General features: G+C 73.5%; 21 protein-coding genes. 12 read left to right on the forward strand and 9 right to left on the reverse strand.

Features of this window, described 5'->3' with window-relative positions; genetic code table 11:
• Positions 1-172: 172 nt before the first annotated feature.
• A complete protein-coding gene (locus NLX94_RS17730) occupies positions 173-1,597 on the forward strand; it encodes a hypothetical protein (protein ID WP_374683971.1) in 1,425 nt (474 codons plus the stop codon).
• Positions 1,594-2,985, forward strand: a complete 1,392-nt coding sequence (locus NLX94_RS17735) for a hypothetical protein (protein ID WP_254383822.1) — start codon at positions 1,594-1,596, stop codon at positions 2,983-2,985. The genes NLX94_RS17730 and NLX94_RS17735 overlap by 4 nt, the downstream gene beginning before the upstream one ends.
• Here NLX94_RS17735 and NLX94_RS17740 read toward each other — a convergent pair.
• Positions 2,972-3,862, reverse strand: coding sequence for a hypothetical protein (locus tag NLX94_RS17740; RefSeq protein WP_254383823.1), 891 nt, complete (start codon positions 3,860-3,862; stop codon positions 2,972-2,974). The genes NLX94_RS17735 and NLX94_RS17740 overlap by 14 nt on opposite strands.
• Positions 3,863-4,034: 172 nt before the next feature.
• On the opposite strand from NLX94_RS17740, the gene NLX94_RS17745 reads away from it, so the two are divergent.
• Together NLX94_RS17745 and NLX94_RS17750 are read left to right on the forward strand one after the other, a co-directional pair.
• Entirely contained in the window at positions 4,035-4,358 is a 324-nt protein-coding gene (locus NLX94_RS17745; protein ID WP_254383825.1) for a multidrug efflux SMR transporter, read from the forward strand.
• Positions 4,358-4,906: a TetR/AcrR family transcriptional regulator gene (locus tag NLX94_RS17750; RefSeq protein ID WP_254383827.1), complete on the forward strand. Its 549-nt coding sequence runs from the start codon at positions 4,358-4,360 to the stop codon at positions 4,904-4,906. The genes NLX94_RS17745 and NLX94_RS17750 overlap by 1 nt, the downstream gene beginning before the upstream one ends.
• Positions 4,907-4,981: 75 nt before the next feature.
• On the opposite strand, the gene NLX94_RS17755 is transcribed toward NLX94_RS17750, so the two are convergent.
• On the reverse strand, positions 4,982-5,854 hold the full coding sequence (locus NLX94_RS17755) for a winged helix-turn-helix transcriptional regulator (protein WP_254383828.1): 873 nt from the start codon (positions 5,852-5,854) through the stop codon (positions 4,982-4,984).
• Between the two features lie 136 nt (positions 5,855-5,990).
• On the opposite strand from NLX94_RS17755, the gene dapD reads away from it, so the two are divergent.
• Positions 5,991-6,971, forward strand: a complete 981-nt coding sequence (gene dapD / locus NLX94_RS17760; RefSeq protein ID WP_254383830.1) for a 2,3,4,5-tetrahydropyridine-2,6-dicarboxylate N-succinyltransferase — start codon at positions 5,991-5,993, stop codon at positions 6,969-6,971.
• 111 nt (positions 6,972-7,082) lie between these two features.
• On the opposite strand, the gene NLX94_RS17765 is transcribed toward dapD, so the two are convergent.
• The 3 genes from NLX94_RS17765 to NLX94_RS17775 form a co-directional block, all read right to left on the reverse strand.
• A complete protein-coding gene (locus tag NLX94_RS17765) occupies positions 7,083-7,337 on the reverse strand; it encodes a hypothetical protein (RefSeq protein ID WP_250742297.1) in 255 nt (84 codons plus the stop codon).
• Between the two features lie 164 nt (positions 7,338-7,501).
• Positions 7,502-7,963 (reverse strand): GNAT family N-acetyltransferase, encoded by a 462-nt coding sequence (locus NLX94_RS17770; protein ID WP_254383832.1) that lies wholly within the window; start codon positions 7,961-7,963, stop codon positions 7,502-7,504.
• A gap of 76 nt (positions 7,964-8,039) precedes the next feature.
• The gene (locus tag NLX94_RS17775; protein WP_254383834.1) at positions 8,040-9,887 is read right to left on the reverse strand and encodes an endonuclease/exonuclease/phosphatase family protein; all 1,848 of its coding nucleotides are present in this window, start codon (positions 9,885-9,887) and stop codon (positions 8,040-8,042) included.
• Positions 9,888-10,218: 331 nt separating this feature from the next.
• Here NLX94_RS17775 and NLX94_RS17780 point away from each other — a divergent pair, with 331 nt between their 5' ends.
• Positions 10,219-11,760: a hypothetical protein gene (locus tag NLX94_RS17780; protein WP_254383836.1), complete on the forward strand. Its 1,542-nt coding sequence runs from the start codon at positions 10,219-10,221 to the stop codon at positions 11,758-11,760.
• 166 nt (positions 11,761-11,926) lie between these two features.
• Entirely contained in the window at positions 11,927-13,390 is a 1,464-nt protein-coding gene (locus tag NLX94_RS17785; RefSeq protein WP_254383838.1) for an alkaline phosphatase PhoX, read from the forward strand.
• Positions 13,391-13,478: 88 nt separating this feature from the next.
• Here the strand turns inward: NLX94_RS17785 and NLX94_RS17790 are convergent, their stop codons facing one another.
• The 3 genes from NLX94_RS17790 to NLX94_RS17800 all read right to left on the reverse strand — a co-directional run bounded on the left by NLX94_RS17790 (position 13,479) and on the right by NLX94_RS17800 (position 15,322).
• On the reverse strand, positions 13,479-13,646 hold the full coding sequence (locus NLX94_RS17790) for a hypothetical protein (protein WP_243338429.1): 168 nt from the start codon (positions 13,644-13,646) through the stop codon (positions 13,479-13,481).
• Between the two features lie 102 nt (positions 13,647-13,748).
• Positions 13,749-15,011 (reverse strand): TerD family protein, encoded by a 1,263-nt coding sequence (locus NLX94_RS17795; RefSeq protein WP_254383840.1) that lies wholly within the window; start codon positions 15,009-15,011, stop codon positions 13,749-13,751.
• Positions 15,012-15,094: 83 nt separating this feature from the next.
• Positions 15,095-15,322 carry a hypothetical protein gene (locus tag NLX94_RS17800; protein ID WP_254383842.1) on the reverse strand — a complete coding sequence of 76 codons (228 nt, stop codon included), beginning with the start codon at positions 15,320-15,322 and terminating at the stop codon, positions 15,095-15,097.
• A gap of 126 nt (positions 15,323-15,448) precedes the next feature.
• Between NLX94_RS17800 and NLX94_RS17805 the strand changes: the two genes are divergently transcribed.
• Positions 15,449-15,895, forward strand: coding sequence for a DUF6325 family protein (locus NLX94_RS17805; protein ID WP_254383844.1), 447 nt, complete (start codon positions 15,449-15,451; stop codon positions 15,893-15,895).
• 12 nt (positions 15,896-15,907) lie between these two features.
• Positions 15,908-16,270 carry an SHOCT domain-containing protein gene (locus tag NLX94_RS17810; RefSeq protein ID WP_254383846.1) on the forward strand — a complete coding sequence of 121 codons (363 nt, stop codon included), beginning with the start codon at positions 15,908-15,910 and terminating at the stop codon, positions 16,268-16,270.
• A 29-nt stretch (positions 16,271-16,299) separates the two neighbouring features.
• On the opposite strand, the gene NLX94_RS17815 is transcribed toward NLX94_RS17810, so the two are convergent.
• Entirely contained in the window at positions 16,300-17,823 is a 1,524-nt protein-coding gene (locus NLX94_RS17815; protein ID WP_254383847.1) for an aldehyde dehydrogenase (NADP(+)), read from the reverse strand.
• A gap of 157 nt (positions 17,824-17,980) precedes the next feature.
• On the opposite strand from NLX94_RS17815, the gene NLX94_RS17820 reads away from it, so the two are divergent.
• The 3 genes from NLX94_RS17820 (at position 17,981) to NLX94_RS17830 (ending at position 21,226) form a co-directional block, all read left to right on the forward strand.
• Complete coding sequence (locus NLX94_RS17820; RefSeq protein WP_254383848.1) at positions 17,981-18,766, forward strand: IclR family transcriptional regulator; 786 nt, start codon at positions 17,981-17,983, stop codon at positions 18,764-18,766.
• A gap of 115 nt (positions 18,767-18,881) precedes the next feature.
• Positions 18,882-19,871 carry a hypothetical protein gene (locus NLX94_RS17825; protein ID WP_254383849.1) on the forward strand — a complete coding sequence of 330 codons (990 nt, stop codon included), beginning with the start codon at positions 18,882-18,884 and terminating at the stop codon, positions 19,869-19,871.
• 74 nt (positions 19,872-19,945) lie between these two features.
• Entirely contained in the window at positions 19,946-21,226 is a 1,281-nt protein-coding gene (locus NLX94_RS17830) for a histidine kinase (protein ID WP_254383850.1), read from the forward strand.
• Positions 21,227-21,229 lie beyond the last annotated feature (3 nt).

Raw genomic sequence — 21,229 nt, forward strand, 5'->3', positions numbered from 1 at the left:
CCGAGAACGACGGCCGTCCGACGGCCGAGTGAACGGACGACCCCCGGCACGGGTGTGCCGGGGGTCGTCTGTTTTCCCGGCGGACCGCCCGTGTGCACCGGGAGTTGGCCGGGGTGGCCGAATCTTCTCGACGGCCCGTCACAACGTGACGGCGCAGACGAGAGGACCTCCGTTGACCGTTCGACCTTCGCAGGCACGCCGACTCGGTGCCGTGGGAGCCGCCGGGGCCGCCGCCCTGCTGGCCGCGGGCCTTGCCGCGCCGGCCCACGCCGCGCAGGGAACCGCCGCCGAACCGACCATCGCGCTCTCCGCCGGGCACCTGTCCGGGGCCGTCGGCGCGATCGGCGACCCCGCCGTCACCGTGGACGTCGCGCAGGAGGGGATGCCCGCCGCCTTCCTCAAGGTCGAGGTCCTCTCCTCCAGCAACCCGGCGGTCGCCGCCCCCGGCGACGTCCGCATCGACCGGACCTGGCACGGTGACCGCGCGCTGACCGTCCGCCCGCGGGCCCAGGGCTACACGGACCTGACGCTCCGGGTGACCGGCCGCGGCGGCAGGACCGCCACGGCCACCCTCTCCTACGCGGCTTCGGCGCGGGTGGGCGCGAGCGCCCACTCCACCCGCTACCTCACGGGCTCCGCCGACTCCTCGGCCGCCGTGGACGTCGGCGGCGGCTACGCGCTGGTGGCCGACGACGAGACCAACGTGCTGCGTCTGTACGACCGTTTCCGCTCGGGCGCCCCCGTGAAGAGCTGGGACCTCGGCCCCGCGCTCGGCATCAAGAAGGAAGCCGACATCGAGGCCGCCGCCCGGGTCGGCGACACCGTCTACTGGACGGGCTCGCTCGGCAACAACAAGGACGGCAAGTACAAGGCCGAGCGCAACACCGTCTTCACCACCCGGATCACCGGAACGGGCGCGGACACGGAGATCGTCTTCGGCTCCGCCTACAAGGGCCTGCGCGAGGACCTGATCGCCTGGGACACGGCGAACGGGAACCGCTACGGCTTCGCGGCGGGCACCGCGGCCGGCCGGATCCCGAAGAGCATCGACGGGTTCAACGTGGAGGGCCTGGAGTTCGCCCCCGGCTCCACCACCACCGCCTACCTCGGCTTCCGCGCCCCGCTGGCACCCGCCGTGCCCGGCGGCAAGGCACTGGTGGTGCCCGTCACCAACATCGACCAGGTCGTCGCCGGAACCGCCAAGCCCGTCTTCGGCGAGCCGATCGAGATGGACCTCGGCGGGCTCGCGATCCGCGACATCCGCAAGAACGCCGCGGACCAGTACCTGGTCCTGGCCGGCTCCTGGGCGGCGGACGACAACTCCGACCCGTACGCCCTCTACCAGTGGGACGGCATACCGGGCCACGCCCCGGTCAAGCGGGCCGACCTGCCGACCACCGACCCGGGCGGCTGGGAGGCCGTGGTCTCCGTACCCGACCTGCGGGTGCCCGGCGCCCGCGTCCAGCTGATCACCGACAGCGGCTCCGCCGACCTGTACGGGGACGGCACCGAGGCCAAGGACCTCGACCACCCGGAGTGGAAGAAGTCCCGGTCCGGATGGTTCGTGCTCGGCCCGACTCGCGGAGACCACCGATGAAGACGCAGCATGTGAAGACGATGAAGAAGACCTGGCTCGGGGCGGCCGGCATCGCCGCGCTCCTCGTCGCCGCCACGACGCTGCCCGCGCAGGCGGTGACCTACGGAACGCCGACCATCTCGCTGTCCGCCTCCGCGCTCTCCGGGGCCGTCGGGGCGGTCGGTGATCCGACGGTGAAGGTGACCGTGGCGCAGAGCGGGGCGGACGTGTCCGCGCTGACCGTCAGCGCCTCCGCCTCCAGCAAGGCTTCGGTCGCCGGGACGGGTGACGTGAGCGTCACCGGGGCCGGGGCGGTGCGGCAGCTGGCCGTGACCGCGCGGGGTCGCGGCTACACCAACCTCACCGTCAAGGTGACGGGGCTGGGCGGCAAGACCGCCACCAAGACGCTGTACTACGCCGCCTCCGGCGCGGTGCAGAACCCGGCCGACGCGCGTTACTTCACCGGCGCCTCCGACTCCTCGGCCGCCGTGGACGTCGGTGGCGGCTACACGGTCGTCGCCGACGACGAGAGCAACGTGCTGCGGTTGTACGACCGGGCCAACTCCGCGGCCCCGGTCAGGACCTGGGACTTCAGCGCGCAGCTCGGCGTCACCAAGGAGGTGGACATCGAGGGCGCGACCCTGATCGGCAGCACCATCTACTGGACGGGCTCGCTCGGCAACAACAAGGACGGCGAATACAAGGCGCCCCGGAACACGGTGTTCACCACCACGCTGAGCGGCTCGGGCTCCACCGCGCAGCTCGCGTACGGGCGTTCGTACAAGAAGCTCCGTGACGACCTGGTGGCCTGGGACACGGCCAACGGGAACCGCTACGGCTTCGCGGCGGGTACGGCGGCCGGCGAGGCGCCGAAGCAGATCGACGGGTTCAACGTGGAGGGCCTGGAGTTCGCCCCCGGCTCCACCACCACCGCCTACCTGGGCTTCCGCGCCCCGCTGGCCCCGGCGGTGCCCGGTGGCAAGGCGCTGGTCGTGCCGGTGACCAACTTCGACAAGGTGCTCTCCACCGGAGCCAAGGCCGTCTTCGGCGCGGGCATCGAGCTCGACCTGGGCGGGCTCGCGATCCGCGACATCCGCAAGAACGCCGCGGACCAGTACCTGATCCTGGCCGGCTCCTGGGCGGCGGACGACAACTCCGACCTGTACGCCCTCTACCAGTGGGACGGCATACCGGGCCACGCCCCCGTCAAGCGGGCCGACCTGCCGACCACCGACCCGGGCGGCTGGGAGGCCATCGTGGCGGTGCCCGACCTGTCGGCCGCGGGCGCGCGGGTGCAGCTGATCACCGACAGCGGCTCCGCCGACCTGTACGGGGACGGCACCGAGGCCAAGGACCTCACCCGCCCGGAGTGGAAGAAGTCCCGCGCGGCCTGGTTCACGCTGAACTGAGCCCCTCGGTCCGGGCCTGCCCGGTGAGCTCCGCCGCCAGGTCCTCGCGGCGGAGCCGCCGGTCCGCGTAGAGCAGGCCGGCGGTGAGCTGCGGGAAGCAGAGCAGCAGCGTCTGCGCGACCATTCCGCCCAGGGCGGTGAGGAGCGCGTGCACGAAGCCGCCGTCCACCGCCGGGATCAGGCTGAGCGCCCCGGCGAAGGCGAAGGGCAGCTGGACGGCGTACGCCCCCGCGGCGGCGAGCACGGCGGTGAGCCCGGTGAGGACGAGCGTGCGCCACCAGGCCCCGCGCACCAGGCGGGCCGAGCGGCGCAGGGCGCCCAGCGGGCCGAGCCCCTCGTGGACGGCGACCGTGGGTGCCAGGGCGAACAGGACCCCGAGAACGAGCGCCGCCGGCAGAGTGGCCGCCGCCACCAGCGGGGGCAGCCCGGCGGCCAGCAGGGCGGCGCCCGGTCCGGCCAGAGCGCCGAGCACCAGGAGCTGGGTGCCGAGGACGGCCGCGAAGCGGGGGCGGGCGGCGCGCAGCAGCGTACGGGCGGTGGCGGGGCGGCCCAGGAGCGCCGGGCCGAGCACGGCGCCCGTCAGGGCGGAGGCCAGGGCGCAGGTCAGCAGGAGGGCCAGGGCCGCCGCGGGAACCAGGGCGTCGACGGGCCGGGCGTCCAGAGCCAGGGCGGACAGGGCGGCCCCGGCGACCAGCAGCAGCGCGCCGAGCTGGCCGAGGAGCATGGCGCCGGCCAGCGGGACCCCGTACCGGGCGAGGGCGGCGCAGGCGCCGCCGAGTATGTCGCCGGAACTCAGCGGCCGCAGGAATATGACGCCCGGCCGGGGCGGCGGGGGCGACAGCCAGCCACCGCCCCAGTGGGTCCACTGCTCCGTCATGCGGATCCCCTCCCGTCCCCGGTCGCGGCGCACACCGTAACCCCGGGCGCGGGGGAAGTCCCGCAGCCGCGCGGAAATGACCGCGCCCCGCCGGGAAGCGGGGAAGGGGGCGTGCGGATGAACGCCCCCTGTGTGTGTACAGGCGTACGCATCGTTGTGTACGGTCGTACGCATGCCCTATCTCCTGCTCGCCGCCGCCATAGCCGCCGAGGTCGCCGGCACCACCGCCATGAAGTACAGCGAGGGCTTCACGAAGCTGTGGCCCTCGCTGATCACGCTGGTGGGGTACGTCATCGCCTTCACGCTGCTCGCGCAGACGCTGAAGTCGATGTCGGTCGGGACGGCGTACGCGATCTGGGCCGGCGTCGGCACGGCCGCGATCGCCGCGATCGGCATGGTCTTCATGGGGGAGGCCGCGACGGCCGCGAAGATCGGCGGCATCGCGCTGGTGATCGCCGGGGTCGTGCTGCTGAACCTCGGCGGGGCGGCGCACTGATGGCCGGCTCGGTGCGACGCTACGACCCGGACCGGCGGGAGCGGATCATCGCCGCGGCGATCCGGGTGGTGGGGGCCCGCGGGATCGCCGGGCTCAGTCACCGCAGCGTGGCGGCGGAGGCCGACGTACCGCTCGGCTCCACGACCTACCACTTCAAGACCCTGGACGACCTGCTGGTCGCGGCGCTGCGGCAGGCCAACGAGGGCTTCGCCCGCGCGGTGGCGGACTCCGCGGCGCTGGCCGATCCGGACGCGGACCTGGCGGGAGCCCTGGCCGCCCTGCTGGGCGAGTTCCTGGGGGCCGACCGGTCGCGGGCGGAGCTGGAGTACGAGCTCTACCTGGCTGCCCTGCGCCGCCCCGCGCTGCGCCCCGTGGCGGCCGAATGGTGCGAGGCCGTCTCGGCGGAGCTGTCCGCGCGGACGGACCCGGCCACGGCCCGGGCGCTGGTGGCGGTGATGGACGGGATCAGCCTGCAGGTGCTGCTGACGGGGGCGGAGTACGAGGAGGCGTACGCCTGCGAGATCCTGCGCCGGGTGCTCCGCGCCTGACGGCGGCCGTGGTGGCCCCGTAGGCCCGGGCGGCCTCCTCGGTGGCCTCGCCGGCCTCGGAGGCCGCGGCCGGGGTCAGCCGGTGCGGACCGCCGCCAGGGCGGCGGCCACGCTCGCCTCGATGTCCGGGATCGGGTAGAAGACCTCGCGGACGGTCCGGTCGCGGTCCACGACCAGCGTCAGGCGCTTCAGGCGGCTGATGCCCCCCGCGCGGAACGTCGGCAGCCGCAGCGCCGTCACGAGTCCGAGCTCTGCGTCCGAGAGGAGCGGGAAGCGGAGCCCCTCGGCCTCCGCGAACTCCCGCTGCTCGTCCGGTCGCTGGGTCGACACCCCGTGCACCGTCGCGCCCGCCGCCGTGAACTCCGCGAGCTGGTCCCGGTAGGTGCACGATTCGAGGGTGCACCCCCGCGCCCCGGGGATCCCGGCCCACCCGGGCGGGTAGGACTCGGAGCGGGCGAACGCGCCCGGGAAGCAGTACAGGACGGTGAACGGCGTGTCCGCCACCGGGTCGCGGAGCTCGCCGAAACGGTCCGGCAGCACCAGCTCCGGCAGCCGGGTGCCGCGCAGCGCGTGGACCCGTACCGCCTCGCGCGAGGTCTCGTCCGCCGTCGCCGTCATCTCTCCCTCTCCCAGGATCCAGGTGTCCCCCCAGTCCTGGAGGGCGACCAGGACCGGCAGCAGCCCGCGGCCGCGCGGGGTCAGCCGGTACGCGTGGCGCACCGGGCGCTCCTGGTAGGGCTCGCGGGTCAGCACGCCCGCCTCGACGAGCAGCTTCAGCCGTTCCGCCAGGACCTTGCGGGACATGCCCAGTTCGCGCTGGAACTCGTCGAAGCGGTGCACGCCGCGGGCGGCGTCGCGCACGATCAGCAGCGTCCACCAGTCGCCCACGACGTCGAGGGCCTGGGCGATGGAGCAGTCCGCGTCGTCGAGGTGCGTGCGCTGGGCCATGGGCACTCCTTATGTCCGTTGACCCGAGGTTGTCATGCTGACATAGCCCATTCCCAAAGGGAACTCACGGCGACGCGTACGACCGGCACATGAGACCGGTTCGCGACCGCGGGCCGTCGTTGGTTAGGTTTCGGGCATGACTGCTACGCGTACCACCGGCGCCGTCGCCGCCGGACTTGCCACCATCACCGCCGACGGCACCGTCCTCGACACCTGGTTCCCCGCCCCCCAGCTGATCGCCGAGCCCGGCCCGGCCGGCACCGAGCGCCTCACCGCCGAGCAGGCCGTGGAGCTGCTCGGGGCCACCGCGCCCAAGGCGATCCGCCAGGACGCGGTCCGCGGCGTCGAGGTCGTAGCGGTCCGCACCGTGATCGCCTCCCTGGAGGACAAGCCGCTGGACGCGCACGACGCGTACCTGCGCCTGCACCTGCTCAGCCACCGCCTGGTCAAGCCGCACGGCCAGAACCTGGACGGCGTCTTCGGCCTGCTGGCCAACGTCGCCTGGACCTCGCTCGGCCCGGTCGCGATCGACCAGGTCGAGACGGTCCGCCTGAACGCCCGCGCCGAGGGCCTGCACCTCCAGGTCACCTCGATCGACAAGTTCCCGCGGATGACTGACTACGTCGCCCCCAAGGGCGTGCGCATCGCCGACGCCGACCGGGTCCGCCTGGGCGCGCACCTCGCCGAGGGCACCACCGTCATGCACGAGGGCTTCGTCAACTTCAACGCCGGCACCCTCGGCACCTCCATGGTCGAGGGCCGGATCTCCGCGGGCGTCGTGGTCGGCGACGGCTCCGACATCGGCGGCGGCGCGTCCACCATGGGCACCCTGTCGGGCGGCGGCAAGCAGATCATCTCGATCGGCGAGCGCACCCTGATCGGCGCCGAGGCGGGCGTCGGCATCGCGCTGGGCGACGAGTGCGTCGTCGAGGCGGGCCTCTACGTGACCGCGGGCACCCGCGTCACCCTGCCGGACGGCCAGATCGTCAAGGCCCTGGAGCTCTCGGGCGCCAGCAACATCCTCTTCCGCCGCAACTCGGTCACCGGCGCCGTCGAGGCCCGCCCGTACAAGGCGGCCTGGGGCGGCCTGAACGAGGTCCTGCACAGCCACAACTGACCGGCCCCGGTCCGGTCTTGCAGGCGCCCTCCCACCCCGTCGGGGTGGGAGGGCGCCGTGCGTGGTGCGCCCCTCCCGCCCCGAGCGGGGGAGGGGCTGCGCGCACGCGGGTCAGTGCAGGGGGATGGTGCGGACCAGGCCGGCGAAGGCCTGCTGTTCCGCCTCGGTCAGTTCCACCGACTCCATCGGGTGGACGGAGGTGCCGCGCTGGGCGGGGATGACCGAGAGGCCTTCGAAGGCGCCTGGCTCCGGGTGGTGGAAGCGGCTGTCCCACAGCATGTGGCCGAGGCCGATCAGCCATACGACGGCGGCCACGAGCAGGACGGCGATGCCGATTTCCTGAGCGAGGGAGATGGAGGGGAACACGCGGTCCTCCAAAGGAGTGCTGGAGTGCGGTACAAGATCGGGCGTGGGGACACTCAACACCAGAACCGCCCGAATGGGTAGGGATGTGCTGAGCGTCACGCCAGGGCCAAAGGTCCCTTCCTCGGCTCCGGGGGTCCCGACCGCCGCCCGGCCGTCCCTTCCGGCTAGGGCAGCGGCAGCTTGAAGCCCTCGTGGCTCCGGGCCCAGCCCAGCCGCTCGTAGAAGCGGTGCGCGGCGGTGCGCCGCTTGTTGCTGGTGAGCTGCATCAGGCCGCAGCCGCGCTCGCGGGCCCGGTCCGCCGCCAGCTCCATCAGACGGGCCCCGAGCCCTGCGCCGCGCCGGTCCGCGCGGATCCGTACCGCCTCCACGAGGGCCCGCTCCCGGCCGCCCTGGCCGAGACCGGGGATGTACGTCAGCTGCAGGCAGCCGAGGAGGTCCCCGGCCTCCTCCAGGACCAGCATCTCGTTGCGCGGGTCCGCCTCGATCGCCGCGAAGGCCCGCTCGTGGGCCTCCGTGACCTCGGGGACTTCGGGCACCTCGGGGCTCTCCGTGCCGGCGGCCTCGTCCTGGGCGAGCAGGGCGAGTACGGCGGGCAGGTCCTGGCGGGTCGCGGTACGGAAGATCATGCCGCGATCATGCCAAAGGGGACGGCATGCCAAAGGGGCCGGGCGGCGGTGCGGCCCGGCCCCTTCGGCGCCGCCGCTACGGGCGGAAGCGCACGACCTGCGGGTCGTGGTCGCTGTTCTGGTCCGAGAACTCCGCGTTGATGTGCACGCTGTCGTACGTGAAGTGCTTGATGCCCGGGCTCGTCAGGATCTGGTCGAGGACCTGCGCGTTGCCCTGGAAGACGTAGGAGTAGCGTTCCGACCTCGGCAGCGACTTGATCGCCGCGTACAGGGCCCCGCCGTCCTCCAGCGCCTTCGTCGTGTTCGAGAACTCGAAGTCGTTGATGTCGCCGACCACGAGGACCGCGGCCTTCTTCTCCACCGCCAGGATGTCCTTGACGAAGCCGTTCACGGCCTGCGCCTGCAGCAGCCGCTTGGCCTCGGAGGAGCGCACCGGAGGCTGGATCGAGGAGGTCAGGCCCTGGTCGCCGCCCTTCGAACCGAAGTGGTTGGCGATCACGAAGACCGTCTTGCCGCGGAAGACGAACTCGCCGGCCAGCGGCTTGCGGCTGTCCGCCCACGCCGGGTTCGCCGGGTCGATCCGGCCGGGGGAGTGGGTCAGGGCGGCCTTGCCGTTCTGCTTCACCACGCCGGTCGCCGTGACGGCGTCGCCCGGGGCCCGCTCGGTGAAGGAGACCCGCGCCGGGTTGAAGAGGAACACCTGGCGGATGTTGCCGCCGGGCTCGCCGCCGTCCTTCTTGTCCTCCGGGTTGATGGTCCGCCACTGGTAGGCCGGGCCGCCCGCGGCCGTGATGGCCTGGGTGAACTTCGTCAGGGTGGCCTCGGCCGAGACCGTGCCGTCGTTCTTGGCGCCGTTGTCGTCCTGGATCTCCTCCAGGGCGAGGATGTCGGGGGAGGCGAGGTTCTCGACGACCGCCTTCGCCAGGTTGTCGAACTTCTCCTGCGGGTCGGTCGGGTCGAGGTTCTCGACGTTGTACGTGGCCACCGCGAGCTCGTTCGAGGCCTGGGCCCGGGTCTTCTCCGGGGCGATGCCGCCCGACGCGACCGTGCCGAGGGTGCGGGCCACCAGGGTGTAGCCGCCGAACTGGTTGAAGTCCAGCGGGCCTTCGGTGGTGCCGGTCAGCCTGTCGCCGACGTTGGCCACCGGGAACGGCTGCTGCGCGAGGGGCGCGAGCTGCTGGATCTGGAGGCGGCCGGTGTTCTGGGACTCGTACGAGCCGTAGACCGTGCCGCCGCGCTGGGCGCGGTTCTCCCAGCTCTTCACCGTCACCCACATCGCCGCGTACGGGTCGGTGGCGCCGACCACGCGCGAGGTGCCGATCGCGATGTTCATGCCCTCCAGGGACTCGTAGTAGTCCAGGGCGTAGCGGGAGGGCTCCAGGGTGAGGCCGTTGATGCTGCCGGCGGCGGCCGCGTCGCCCTCCGGGGCGTACGCGCAGGGGACCGAGTACGCGTCCACGGAGGCGGCCGCGGGCAGCGCGTTGCCGGAGGAGACCACGGTCACCACGGGCTTGGAGATCTGGGTGACCGACTGGTTGCCGGAGGAGACGCCGCCGGGGATGTACTCGCCGACCAGACCGGAGACCGTGACGGCGTCGCCGACCGCGACGGTCGGGACCGAGCTGGTGAAGACGAACACGCCCTCACTGGTGGCTTCGTCGGTGTCGGCGTCGGCCTCGGCCGACTGGATCCAGAAGCCGCGCGAACCGTACGTGCGCACGCCCGTGACGATGCCCGCCACATCGGTGACCTGCTTGCCGACCAGCGGGGATATCCGGGTGGTGCCCTGAATGTCGTGGATGCGTGTCGGATCGGCGGACGCGGCGCCTTCGGCCGCGTCGGCGGTGCCCGCGAGCAGGCCGGTGGCCAGCGCGGTGGCGACGAGGGCCGCGACGGCGGCGGAACGGGGATGCGAGGAGCGCATGGGCGGGAACTCCGGTGTGTGGAGGGGGAGGCAGGTATCTACGCGCGTCAATTTCCTTCGTGACCGGCAAAGTTGTCAAGCCCTACAGGGAATACGGAAGCTGACTGTGGGATGAACCAAAGGGGAGGGGCCGCCGGGCACGCCCGAAATGCGTCTACTCTGGGGCGCCGTGCGGTGCGTGGTCGCATGCCCGTGGCCCAAGGGCCCGAAGCCGCACCACCCGTAGCCGTGCGACCCGTAGCCGTACCACCAGAATCCGTACGACCCGAAGCCGTACGACCCGTGCCCGACCCGTGTTCGACCGATCCGTGCCCGCGAGGAGAACCGCCCCATGTCCGCAGACTCGCACCCCATGCTGCCGCCGGTACGGCTGCTCCCCGACGCGGAGCTGGCCCGCGAGGCCCTGGCCGCCCCGCTGTTCGCCCGCGCGGTGCGCCTCGCCCGCTGGGCGGGACCGGACACCCGCGTGGACACCGGCGGCGAGCTCGTCCCCGGGCAACTGCCCGAGGCCGTCGCCCTGCTGGGTCTCGACCCCGAGGACGAGGACTCCGCCGCCCACGCGAGCCAGGCCTGGCGGGTGGCCGTGGACACGGGCCTCGTCGACGTCACCGAACCGGAGGAGGACGGCTCCGCCGCCGGGGAAGCGGCCGGGGGCGACCGGGAGTTCGGCACCGCCGAGCCCGGCGAGGACCTGGCACTGGTGACCGGCGGAACCCCCGGCGACGTGCTCGACCTGTGGCTGGCGGCCCTGGACACCGTCCTCGCGGACGCGGCCGTGCCCGCCCTGGACGACCTCGTCGACGCCCTCGACGCGGGGGGCGAGATCGACTTCGACCAGCTCGACTGGAACCCGCGCCGCGAGGCCGACTTCCTCGACGGGGTCCTCGCCAACCTCTACCTGCTCGCCGTCGCCGAGGGCGGCACGGCCGACGGACCCGTGCCGCTCCCGGTGCTGGCCGCCTCGATGGTGGTGCCGGACGACATGGGCGACCCCACCGACGCCGTACTGGAGCAGGTCTCGGACGCGATGATGCGCCTCGACGACCAGTTCCGGCAGCTGGAGCCGATCGGGCTGGTCGAGTTCCGCCCCGTCGACGAGGCGCTGATGGCGGAGGCCGACGACGAGGAGCTGGCGGCGGGCGGCGCCGGCGCGCTTCCCGACGAGGAGGACGTCTCCCGGTACGGGCTCGTACGCCTGACCCCGCTCGGGCTGTACGGGATCCGGGCGCGCATGCTGGAGGCGGGCGTCCAGGCCCCGGCCGTCGGCGAGCTGGCCGGCAAGGGCGCGGACGTCCTGCTCGACGTGGTCTCCCACTACTCCGAGGCCGCCGCCCAGGCCGAGATCGAGCACTGGCTGGCCGGCCGCCCCGTACCCGGGGCCGTCACCGAGCTGCTCGCCGCCGCGCGCGGCGCCGACGCGGGCGGCCCGCTGCGCCGGCTGCGCTGTCAGCAGGCCCTCGCACCGGTCGGAGCCGAGGCCGAGCCCGCCGTCCGGTCGGTCCTGGACGACGCGGAGCTCGGCGGCCTCGCCCGGGTCTGGCTGGCCGAGCGCGGGGTGACCGACGTACCGGCGCCGGACGAGGAGATGGTGTTCTGGCTGACGGTCGACACGATCGCGGCGCAGCTCGCCACGGGCGGCGCAGCGGCCGGGGGAGCCGGGGGAGCCGGCGGCGGGGAGGAGGCCGAGGCGGAGCTGCCGCTCCTGATCGAATCGCTGACCGCCCACCACGCCGGGTTCTTCGACCAGGCCTGGCGGGTGGAGCACCCGGCGACGGCCCACGTGCTGGAGGCGATGGGGCGGCTGCACCCCGACAAGAAGGCCGCCAAGGAGGCCCGGAAGGCCGCGTTCAAGGCGCGTTCCCGGGGCGTGTGAGGCGGCGGTAACCAGCCGTTCCCGCACGGGAGTCGGCCAACGGGCGCGGCGGTCAAGGGGTCGATTCGTCTTCCGGGGTAGTTCAGTCGGCGTTCATGTGCGGGCGGGAGCGTGTGCGCCGACGACCGCACGACAGGCGCACCACCTCCCCACCCCTGGAGACCCGATGCCGCTCAGCCGCAGAGATTTCACCACCCGCACCGCACTCGCGGGTGCGGGAGTCGCGCTCACCGGAACGGTCGGAGCCCTCGCCACCGCCCCCGGCGCCCTCGCCGCGGACGAGGGCGCGCTGTCGGACGCCGACCGGGAAGCGGCTCAGGGCGACCACGGCCACGGCCGCGGCCCGGGCTACGGCCCGCTCGTGCCCGACCCGGCCGGCATCCTGGCCCTCCCCGCCGGATTCGCGTACCGCGTGATCACGCACAGCGGCGTCACCACCCTCGACTCGGGCGAGAGCACCCCGTCCAACCACGACGGCACCGCCGCCTTCGAGGGGCACCGGGGCGTCACCCTCCTCGTCAACAACCACGAGCTGAAGGGCCCCCGCACCAACTGGACGCACCCCGTCCCGCTCACCGAGGGCCTCGTCTACGACCCGGCCGCGGCGGGTGGCTGCACGGTCGTCGAGGTCCGGCGGGGCGGCGAGGTCGCCGAATGGGTGGGCATCGCCGGTACGTCGACCAACTGCGCGGGCGGCTCCACCCCCTGGGACACCTGGCTGACCTGCGAGGAGAACTCGGACCTCGCCGGCAAGAACGGCATGACCAAGGACCACGGCTACGTCTTCGAGGTCGACCCGCACGACCGCCGCGCCAACCGGGACCCGAAGCCGGTCAAGGCCTTCGGGCGCTACGACCACGAGGCCGTGGTCATCGACCCCCGGCAGGGCCACGCCTACCTCACCGAGGACGCCTCCAACCCCAACGGGCTGCTCTTCCGCTGGACCCCGCCGAGCGGCTTCCGCCACGGGCGCGGCAGGCTCCGTACGCTCGCCGACGACGCCGGTGTGCTGGCGGCCGCCAAGTGCTTCGACAGCTCCGGGCTGTTCGTCGACGACCTGTCGCGCGCGACGAGGATCGGGACCACCTACGGGGTGGACTGGGTGCCGGTCCCGGACCGCGACGCGCGCACCGTGGCGGTGCGCAAGCAGTTCGGCGAGGCGGCCGTGACCCGCGCGCGCAAGCTGGAGGGCATGTGGTGGGCCGACGGCGGCGCGTACTTCGTCTCCTCCTACGCCCGTGAGGAGAGCCCGGGCGCGGCCCACGACGGCCAGGTGTGGTTCTACGACCCCAAGCGGCGCACGGTGCGACTGCAGGTCCTGCTCGGGGTGAACGCCGATCCGTCGGTGGAGGGCGGCTACGACGGCCCGGACAACATCACGGTCTCCCCGTACGGCGGTCTGATCATCGCCGAGGACGGCTCGGGGCTGCAGCACCTCTTCGGCGCGACCGAGTCGGGGCGCACGTACCCGCTGGCCCGCAACGAGATGAACCTGGGGACGGCCGAGGAGCCGGAGTACTCGGAGTTCGCCGGCATCTGCTTCTCGCCGGACGGGCGGACGCTGTTCGCCAGCATCCAGGACCCGGGCATCATGCTGGCCATCACGGGACCCTGGCGGCGCCGGCGCTGATCCGGTCGCGGAGCGGCGGACATGAGAAGAGCCGCCGGGCCCTCGGGCCCGGCGGCTCTTTCCGTCGTCTCTGTCTGTCGCTTTTCGTCTACTGAGCTTCGGCGCGGCTGGCCGCGGCCCACTCTTCGAGGAGGAACTCGTACGCCTCGGAGGGCCACTCGCCGTCCACCCGGCTCTCGACGAGCTGCCGGATCGCCTCGTTCGCCTCGGCGGCGGACGGGCGCGCGGGGCCCGCGGGCTGGAGTGTCTGGTGCATGCTTCCAAGGCTACGGGCGGGCACTGACAGCCACCTCCGTATTAAGGGTGGAACAGATCACCTGCGGAGGGCGTCCGTCGCTCCATGTGCCCGCCCACCTGCTCAGAGTGCCTGCGCGGCCGGCTTGACCATGCCCCGCACTGTGCGCGACTTCACAAACTCGCCCATGGCCGTCATCTCCCATTCGCCGGAGAACTGCTTGATCAGCTTGGCCATCATCACGCCGGTCTGCGGCTCGGCGCTGGTGAGGTCGAAGCGGACCAGCTCCTCGTTGGTCGCGGCGTCGATGAGGCGGCAGTAGGCCTTGGCCACCTCGGTGAACTTCTGGCCGGAGAAGGAGTTGACCGTGAAGACCAGGCCCGTCGCGTCCGCGGGCAGCCGGCCCAGGTCCACGACGATCACCTCGTCGTCGCCCGCGCCCTCGCCGGTGAGGTTGTCACCGGAGTGCTTGATGGAGCCGCCGAGGATGGACAGCTTGCCGAAGTAGCAGCTGTCGAGGTGGTTGCGCTGCGGGCCGTACGCGATGACCGAGGCGTCCAGGTCGATGTCCCGGCCGCGGAAGGCGGGCTCCCAGCCGAGGCCCATCTTGACCTGGGAGAGCAGCGGGCGGCCGCCCTTGACCAGGGACACGGTCTGGTTCTTCTGGAGGCTGACCCGGCCCTTGTCCAGGTTGATCTTCCCGGCGCCGGGGGCGGGGGTCGGGACCGGTGCGGGGGCGACCGGGGCGGGTGCCGGGGTCGTGCCGGGCGCGCCGCTGGTGAGCCAGGGGGAGGCCGCGTACGTGGGCGGCGCCGGGGGAGCCGGGGGCGCGGGCGGGGCGGGCGTGGCCACGGGGGCCGGGGCGGCGGCCGCCGGAGCCGGCTCGTCCTCGACCGAGACCCCGAAGTCGGTCGCGATGCCGGCGAGGCCGTTCGCGTACCCCTGGCCGACCGCGCGCACCTTCCACGCGCCGCTGCGCTGGTAGACCTCGACGACCACCAGGGCGGTCTCCGTGGCGAGCTGCGGCGGGGTGAAGGTGGAGATCACCGCTCCGCTGCCGGCGTCCCGCACGGTGGCGGTGGGCTCGATGCCCTGGAAGGACTGACCCGCGGCGTCGGGGCTGGCGGTGATGACGATCCGCTCGATGCCCGGCGGGACCGCACCGGTGTCCACGGTGATCGAGTCCGGTGCCGTGCCGCCGCCCGAACGGTAGGTGACACCAGGGCCGGACGGCTGGTTGAAGAAGATGAAGTCGGCGTCGGAGCGCACCTTGCCGTCGGCGGCGAGGAGCAGCGCGGAAACGTCGAGCCGCACCGGGGCAGCCACGTCCACCGTCACGCGGACGGCATTGAGCGGCAGGTTGGAACCAGGGGTCATAGCGGTCATGCCGGGAGAACGACCGAGGTGGCTTTGCCGTTCCCTTGCTTTCACCCGGTTTCCCCGTTCTTCACTCCCGCCTCCCCCGTGCCTCAGACGCGGCCGCGGTTGCGGGGGTGGTTCCTGGCCGTCCGCTCGTTGCCGAACTTGTACGAGCCGGTCCAGCGCGCCATCACGAGCTGCGCGTCACCGGCCTCGACCTCGGCGAGGAAGGCGGCGGCCCGCCCGCCCCGGAGGGTGGCCGCGGACCGGCCCTGATGGGTGATGACGACGCTCTGGTCGCCGCGCTGTTCGTACGAGAATCCGTGAGGTCTGGGCATGGGGCCGAGCGTGCCGTCCCCGGGCGGTGGACCGCAACGCAATATGCGCCTCGCGATGCGGTCTCAGCCGTGCCGAGTAAGATCCTTTTTGCGGTGTTTTCGTGCGCTATGGAAGAGGTCTTGCTCATGCCTGCTGGTGCAGCTCTCACAGCCGAATCGATCGGCCCGGTGGACGTCGCCGTGGTCGCCTTCGACGGCAACCGGTTCAACGGCGACGTGGCCCCCGCCCTGCGCGAGCTCCAGGAGAGCGGAGTGGTGCGCATCCTCGACCTCACGTTCGTCCGCAAGGAGCGGGACGGCGCGGTGTCCGTGGTGGAGCTCGCCGACTCCGAGGTGGCCGCTCAGTTCGAGCGGGTCCTCGGCGAGGAGTTCGACCTGCTGAGCGACGAGGACCTGGAGACCGTCGCGCAGGGCCTGGCCCCGGACTCCTCCGCGCTCGTGGTGGTGTGGGAGAACGCCTGGGCCACGCGGCTGGCTTCGGCGCTGCGGGGGTCCGGAGGAGAGGTGCTCTTCATGGAGCGCATTCCACGGGACAGCGTGGAACGCGCCGTCGCCGCACTGGACGAGAAGTAGGGGAGGACGGTCATGCCTCGACGTTTCGGGCGCCCCGGTCTGCTGGGCGCGATGGCCCGTACCGCAGTGGTGGCGGGTACGGCCACCGCGGTCTCCGGCCGGGTTCAGCGCAGGCAGGCCGAGCGCGGCATGCAGCAGCAGGCGGCTGCCGATGCCGAACAGCAGGCCCTCGTCGACCAGGCGGCGGCCCAGGCGGCCGCGCAGCAGCAGGCCTGGCAGGCCCAGCAGGTGCAGCAGGCACCGCCGCCCGCCGCGGCGCCGGCTCCCGCGGTGGACAGGGTCGGCCAGCTCACCGCGCTGGCCGAGCTGAAGGCCCAGGGCCTGCTCACCGACGAGGAGTTCGCGGCGGAGAAGGCCCGGGTCCTGAGCGGCTGACCCCGCCGCCGCCCCGCCTGGCCGCCCCCCTAGCCTCCCGTGACCCGTCGCGGGAGGTTCAGGGGGTTGGCCTCGCGGAGTTCCGCCGGGAGCAGGGCGTCCGGCACCGACTGGTAGGCCACCGGGCGCAGCCAGCGCTCGATCGCCGTGCCGCCGACCGAGGTGGAGTGGGAGGTCGCCGCCGGGTAGGGGCCTCCGTGGTGCTGGGCCGGGGCCACCGCCACACCGGTCGGCCAGCCGTTGACCACGACCCGGCCCGCCAGCGTCGTGACCTGGGAGATCAGCTCCGCCGCCGGACCCGGGCCGCCGTCCGCCTCGGCGGCCGACAGCTGCAGGGTCGCGGTGAGGTTCCCGGGGAGCCGCCCGAGCACGGCGGAGGCCTCGTCCTGGCCGGCGTACCGGGCCAGCACGGTGACGGGGCCGAAGCACTCCTCCAGGAGCACCTCGTAGGGCCCGCCCTCCAGCAGGGTCCGCGCCGGGACGCTCAGGTAGCCCGCGCCGACGGTGTGCTCGCCGCCCGCGCCGGGTGCCACGGGTGCGTCGACCCCGGGGAGTGCGGCGCGTTCGAGGACCCCGGCGACGAAGTTCTCCCGCATCCGGTGGTCGAGGAGCACCCCGGGCCCGGTCTCCCCGAGCGCCTTCGTCAGCGCACCCGCGAGCCGGTCCCCGTCCGCGCCCTCGGGTACGAGGACCAGGCCCGGCTTGACGCAGAACTGGCCGACGCCGAGCGTGACCGAGCCGGCCAGCCCGCCGCCGATCTCTTCGGCGCGCTCGGCGGCGGCCGCCGGGGTGACCACGACCGGGTTCAGCGAGCCCAGTTCCCCGTGGAAGGGGATCGGCACGGGCCGCGCGGCGGCGGCGTCGAACAGGGCCCGCCCGCCCCGGATGGACCCGGTGAACCCGGCGGCGGTGACCAGCGGGTGCCGGATCAGCTCCAGGCCCGCGTCGAACCCGTGGACCACGGCGACGACCTCGGCGGGCAGCCCGGCGGCGACGGCCGCCCGGCGCAGCAGCGAGGCGCACAGCTCGGAGGTGGCCGGGTGGTCGGGGTGCGCCTTGACCACGACCGGGCAGCCCGCGGCCAGCGCGCTGGCGGTGTCCCCGCCGGGCACGGAGAAGGCGAGGGGGAAGTTGGAGGCGGCGTAGACCGCGACCACGCCCAGCGGCACCTTGTAGCGGCGCAGCTCGGGGCGGGGCGGGGCGGTGGTGGGGTCGGCGCGGTCGATGCGGATGTCGAGGTAGGAGCCCTCGTCCACGGCGTCGGCGAAGGCGCGGAACTGGCCCGTGGTGCGGGCGAGCTCGCCGGTGAGCCGGCCGGGGCCGAGCGCCGTCTCGGCGTCGGCGGCCTCGACGACCTGGGCGGCGGCCCCGTCGAGCAGATCGGCGGCGGCGCGCAGGAAGGCGGAACGCCTCCCGGCGTCGGCCAGCGAGCCGCGGGCGGCGTGGGCCGCGCGCACGGCTTCGTCCACCTCCCGGGGTGTGGCCTCCACCGCAACCTGCTCGCGGTGCTTCCCGGTGCGGGGGTCCACACTCCAGACTGGTGTTGCTGCCATGGCGAACTGCCTCCTGGATCTACGCTGACCCGCGCGGATGCGTTCAGTATTCTGAACGCCGTTCCGTTGGATGAATGATCACATCCACCGTGGACTCTATTTCCGCGTCTTCCGGGTTGACAAGAGACAGATGAGAGACAGAGGGGCACGAAGGCGGATGACCACCACAGCTGAGTCGGGGGGCTCGGGCGCACCGGCGGCCGTCAAGTCGGCGGTACGCACGGTCCTGTTGCTGGAACACTTCGCTTCCCGGCCGGGGCTGCACAGCCTGGCCGACATCCAGAGCGACCTGTCCCTGCCCAAATCAAGCCTCTACATGCTGCTGCGCACCCTGGTGAACCTGGGGTGGGTGGAGACGGACGCGACGGGCACGCGGTACGGCATCGGCGTACGGGCGCTGCTCGTCGGCAGCTCGTACATCGACGGGGACGAGGTGGTGGCGGCCGCGCGCCCCACCCTGGACCGGCTCTCCGACGACACGACGGAGACCATCCACCTCGCCCGCCTGGACGGGACGAGCGTGGTCTACCTGGCGACCCGGCAGTCCCAGCACTACCTGCGGCCCTTCACCCGCGTCGGGCGGCGGCTGCCGGTGCACTCGACGGCGCTCGGCAAGGCACTGCTGGCCACGCACACGGACGACGAGGTGCGCGCACTGCTGCCGCGCCGGCTCGAAGCCGTCACCGAGCACACCATCACCGACCGGGACCGGCTCATCGAGGACCTGGCACTGGTACGGGAGCAGGGGTACGCGGTGGACCGCGAGGAGAACACGCTCGGACTGCGCTGCTTCGGAGTGGCGGTGCCGTACCGGACGCCGGCGCGGGACGCGGTGAGCTGCTCGGTACCGGTGGCGCGGCTGACGCCGGAGCACGAACGGGACATCAGGGCGGCGCTGTTCGCGGCGCGCGACCGGCTGTCGGTGGTGACGCGGCGGATGTAGCGGCGGGGCATCCGGGGGGCGGTGCGGTGGAGGGCCTGGTTCCTCCCCCGGGTGGGGGAGGCGGTTCCCCTTCAAGGGGGAGGTGGCGGGGGCGCGGAACCGGGACCGTTGAGTCATGACCACACGAGCGGTTCGACAGAGTGACACGGCGTACGACACGAAGCCGTCGGCCCCCGCGCTGGGGACCGGGCACAAGATCCTGCGGGCAGTGGCCCTGGCCTCCGCCGTCCCGTACCTGGCGATGAAGGCCGCCTGGCTGGGCGGGAGCCGGATCGGCATACCGGATGGCAGCGTGCTCCTGGAGCACGGGCTGTTCTTCGCCGTGGCGAACGCGGTCACGCTGGTCATGGACGCCACCGTGATCCTGCTCGTGCTGGTGCTCACCCGCCCGTGGGGCATGCGGGTGCCGTCGTGGCCGCTGGTCGTCCCGGCCTTCGTCGCGACCGGGCTGCTGATCCCGATTTTCACTGGGTTCCCGGGCCAGATCGCCGTCAAGGCGCTGGGCATGGGGGCGGACGAGGCGGCTCAGGCGGCTCAGGAGCCCTTCCTCGACCCGTGGGTGTTCAACATCGTCTACATCGGCTTCATGCTTCAAGGACTCGCTCTGGCCGGGCTGTTCGTGCCCTATGCGCGGGAGCGCTGGGGCACGCTCTGGCAGGGCGTGCTGGGGAAGGGGCTCCCGTCGTCCACGGGGGTGGTGGCGGGAGCCTCGGCGGTACTGGGCCTGGCCGTGGCCGCGGTGCAGCTGTACTGGGCGTTCGGAGGCACGGCCGGGCTGAGCGCGAATCAGATCGCGGTGTACTCCGCGGAGACGGGCGTGGTCAACGCGGTCCACGCGATGTGCGCCCTCGTGGCCGTCGCCGGGGTGCTGCTGCTGGCCAGGGGCGGGCAGCGGGCGGCGCGTTGGCCGCTGGTCCTCGCGTGGACCGGGTCGGCGGCGGCGCTGAGCTGGGGCGCGTGGCTGCTGATCGCCGTGCTGGGCCCGGACCCCGATGGCGAACAGCCTTCCGCGATACTCCACTTGGCCTACGCTGGCCAGATGATCACCGGAATACTCGGCGCCGTCGTCCTCACCCGGTTCCTCGCCTCCCGCCGCACGGTGTGACGCGGGTGGGGCCGACGGCGAGGGGGAGGGCCGGCCCGAGCCGGCTGCTGGGGGCGCGGGCCCGGCTGCGGTGGGTGCACCTGATACTCGGCGGGGCCCTGCTGATGCCGTACTTCCTGCTCACGCAGGTGGTGGTCGGAGCCCTCGGTGGCGGGAGCGACGCACGTACCTCGCTGCTGCTCAACTTCGCCGCCTATGCCCTGGCCCTGCCGATCGTCGCCGTGAGCGGACTGTTCGGACTGGTCCGGCCGATGTCGGTGGCCGCGGTGCGGGCCATGTGCGCGGTGCCGGGAGAGGGGCTGGCCGAAGGGCCGGCCCGGAGCTGGGCGGCCCGGGGGCGGGCCTCGGTCTGGTGGACCCTGCACCTGGGGGTCGGCGCCCTGGTCAGCGGGATGAGCCTGGCGGTACCGCCCATGGCGGTGGTGCTGCTCGCCCTGCCGTTCGTGGGCGCGCTGCGGAAGCTGCCGGTCGGGCTCGGCCCGGTCGACGCACAGGCCCAGCCGTACCTGGCCCCCCTGCTCGGGATCGGGCTGCTGGCCGGGCTCGTCCTGTGCGCCGCGGCGGCGGGGGCGCTGCTGGCCCGGCTGGCGCCCGTGCTGCTGGGGCCGACGGCGGCGGACCGGCTGGCGGCCGCCGAGGAGCGCGCGGCGGACCTGGCGGTCCGCAACCGGCTGGCCCGGGAGCTGCACGACGCCGTCGGGCACGCCCTGAGCGCGGTCACCCTCCAGGCGGGCGCCGCCCGCCGGGTGCTCGACAGCGACCCCGGCTTCGTCCGGGAGGCGCTGGCCGCGATCGAGGAGACCACCCGGCGCACGGTGGGGGAGCTGGACGCCGTGCTCGGCCTGCTGCGCGAGGGCGACGGGGCCGGCGACGCTGCGGGCCCCGGGGGCGCCGGACCGCTCGCCGCCCCGACGCTCGCGGCCGACCTCGACGGGCTGCTGGCCCGCAGCCGGGCCTCGGGGACCCCGATCACCACCCGCCAGGACCCGGGACCGGCCGGCGACTGGGGGCGGCTTCCGGCGATCGCCTCCCGTGAGGCGTACCGGATCGTGCAGGAGGGGCTGAGCAACGCACTGCGGCACGGGACGGGCCCGGTCGATCTGCGGATCCTCGTACGGGAACGCGGGGAACCGGGGGAACCGGGAGACCGGGGCGCATCGGGTGGGCATCAGGAACTGGAGATCATCATGACGAACGATCCGGCGGACGCTCCGCCGGCCCGCACCACCGGGGGCCGGGGGCTGCGCGGCGCCGCCGAGCGGGCCGCGCTGCTCGGCGGGCGGGTCGAGGCCGGCCCGCACGGGGGCCGCTGGCGGCTGCGGGCCGTCCTCCCGCTCGGCGGGGGCGCCCGGTGACCC

The sequence above is a fragment of the Streptomyces sp. TBY4 genome (assembly GCF_024213195.1).
Classification (GTDB): Bacteria; Actinomycetota; Actinomycetes; order Streptomycetales; family Streptomycetaceae; genus Streptomyces.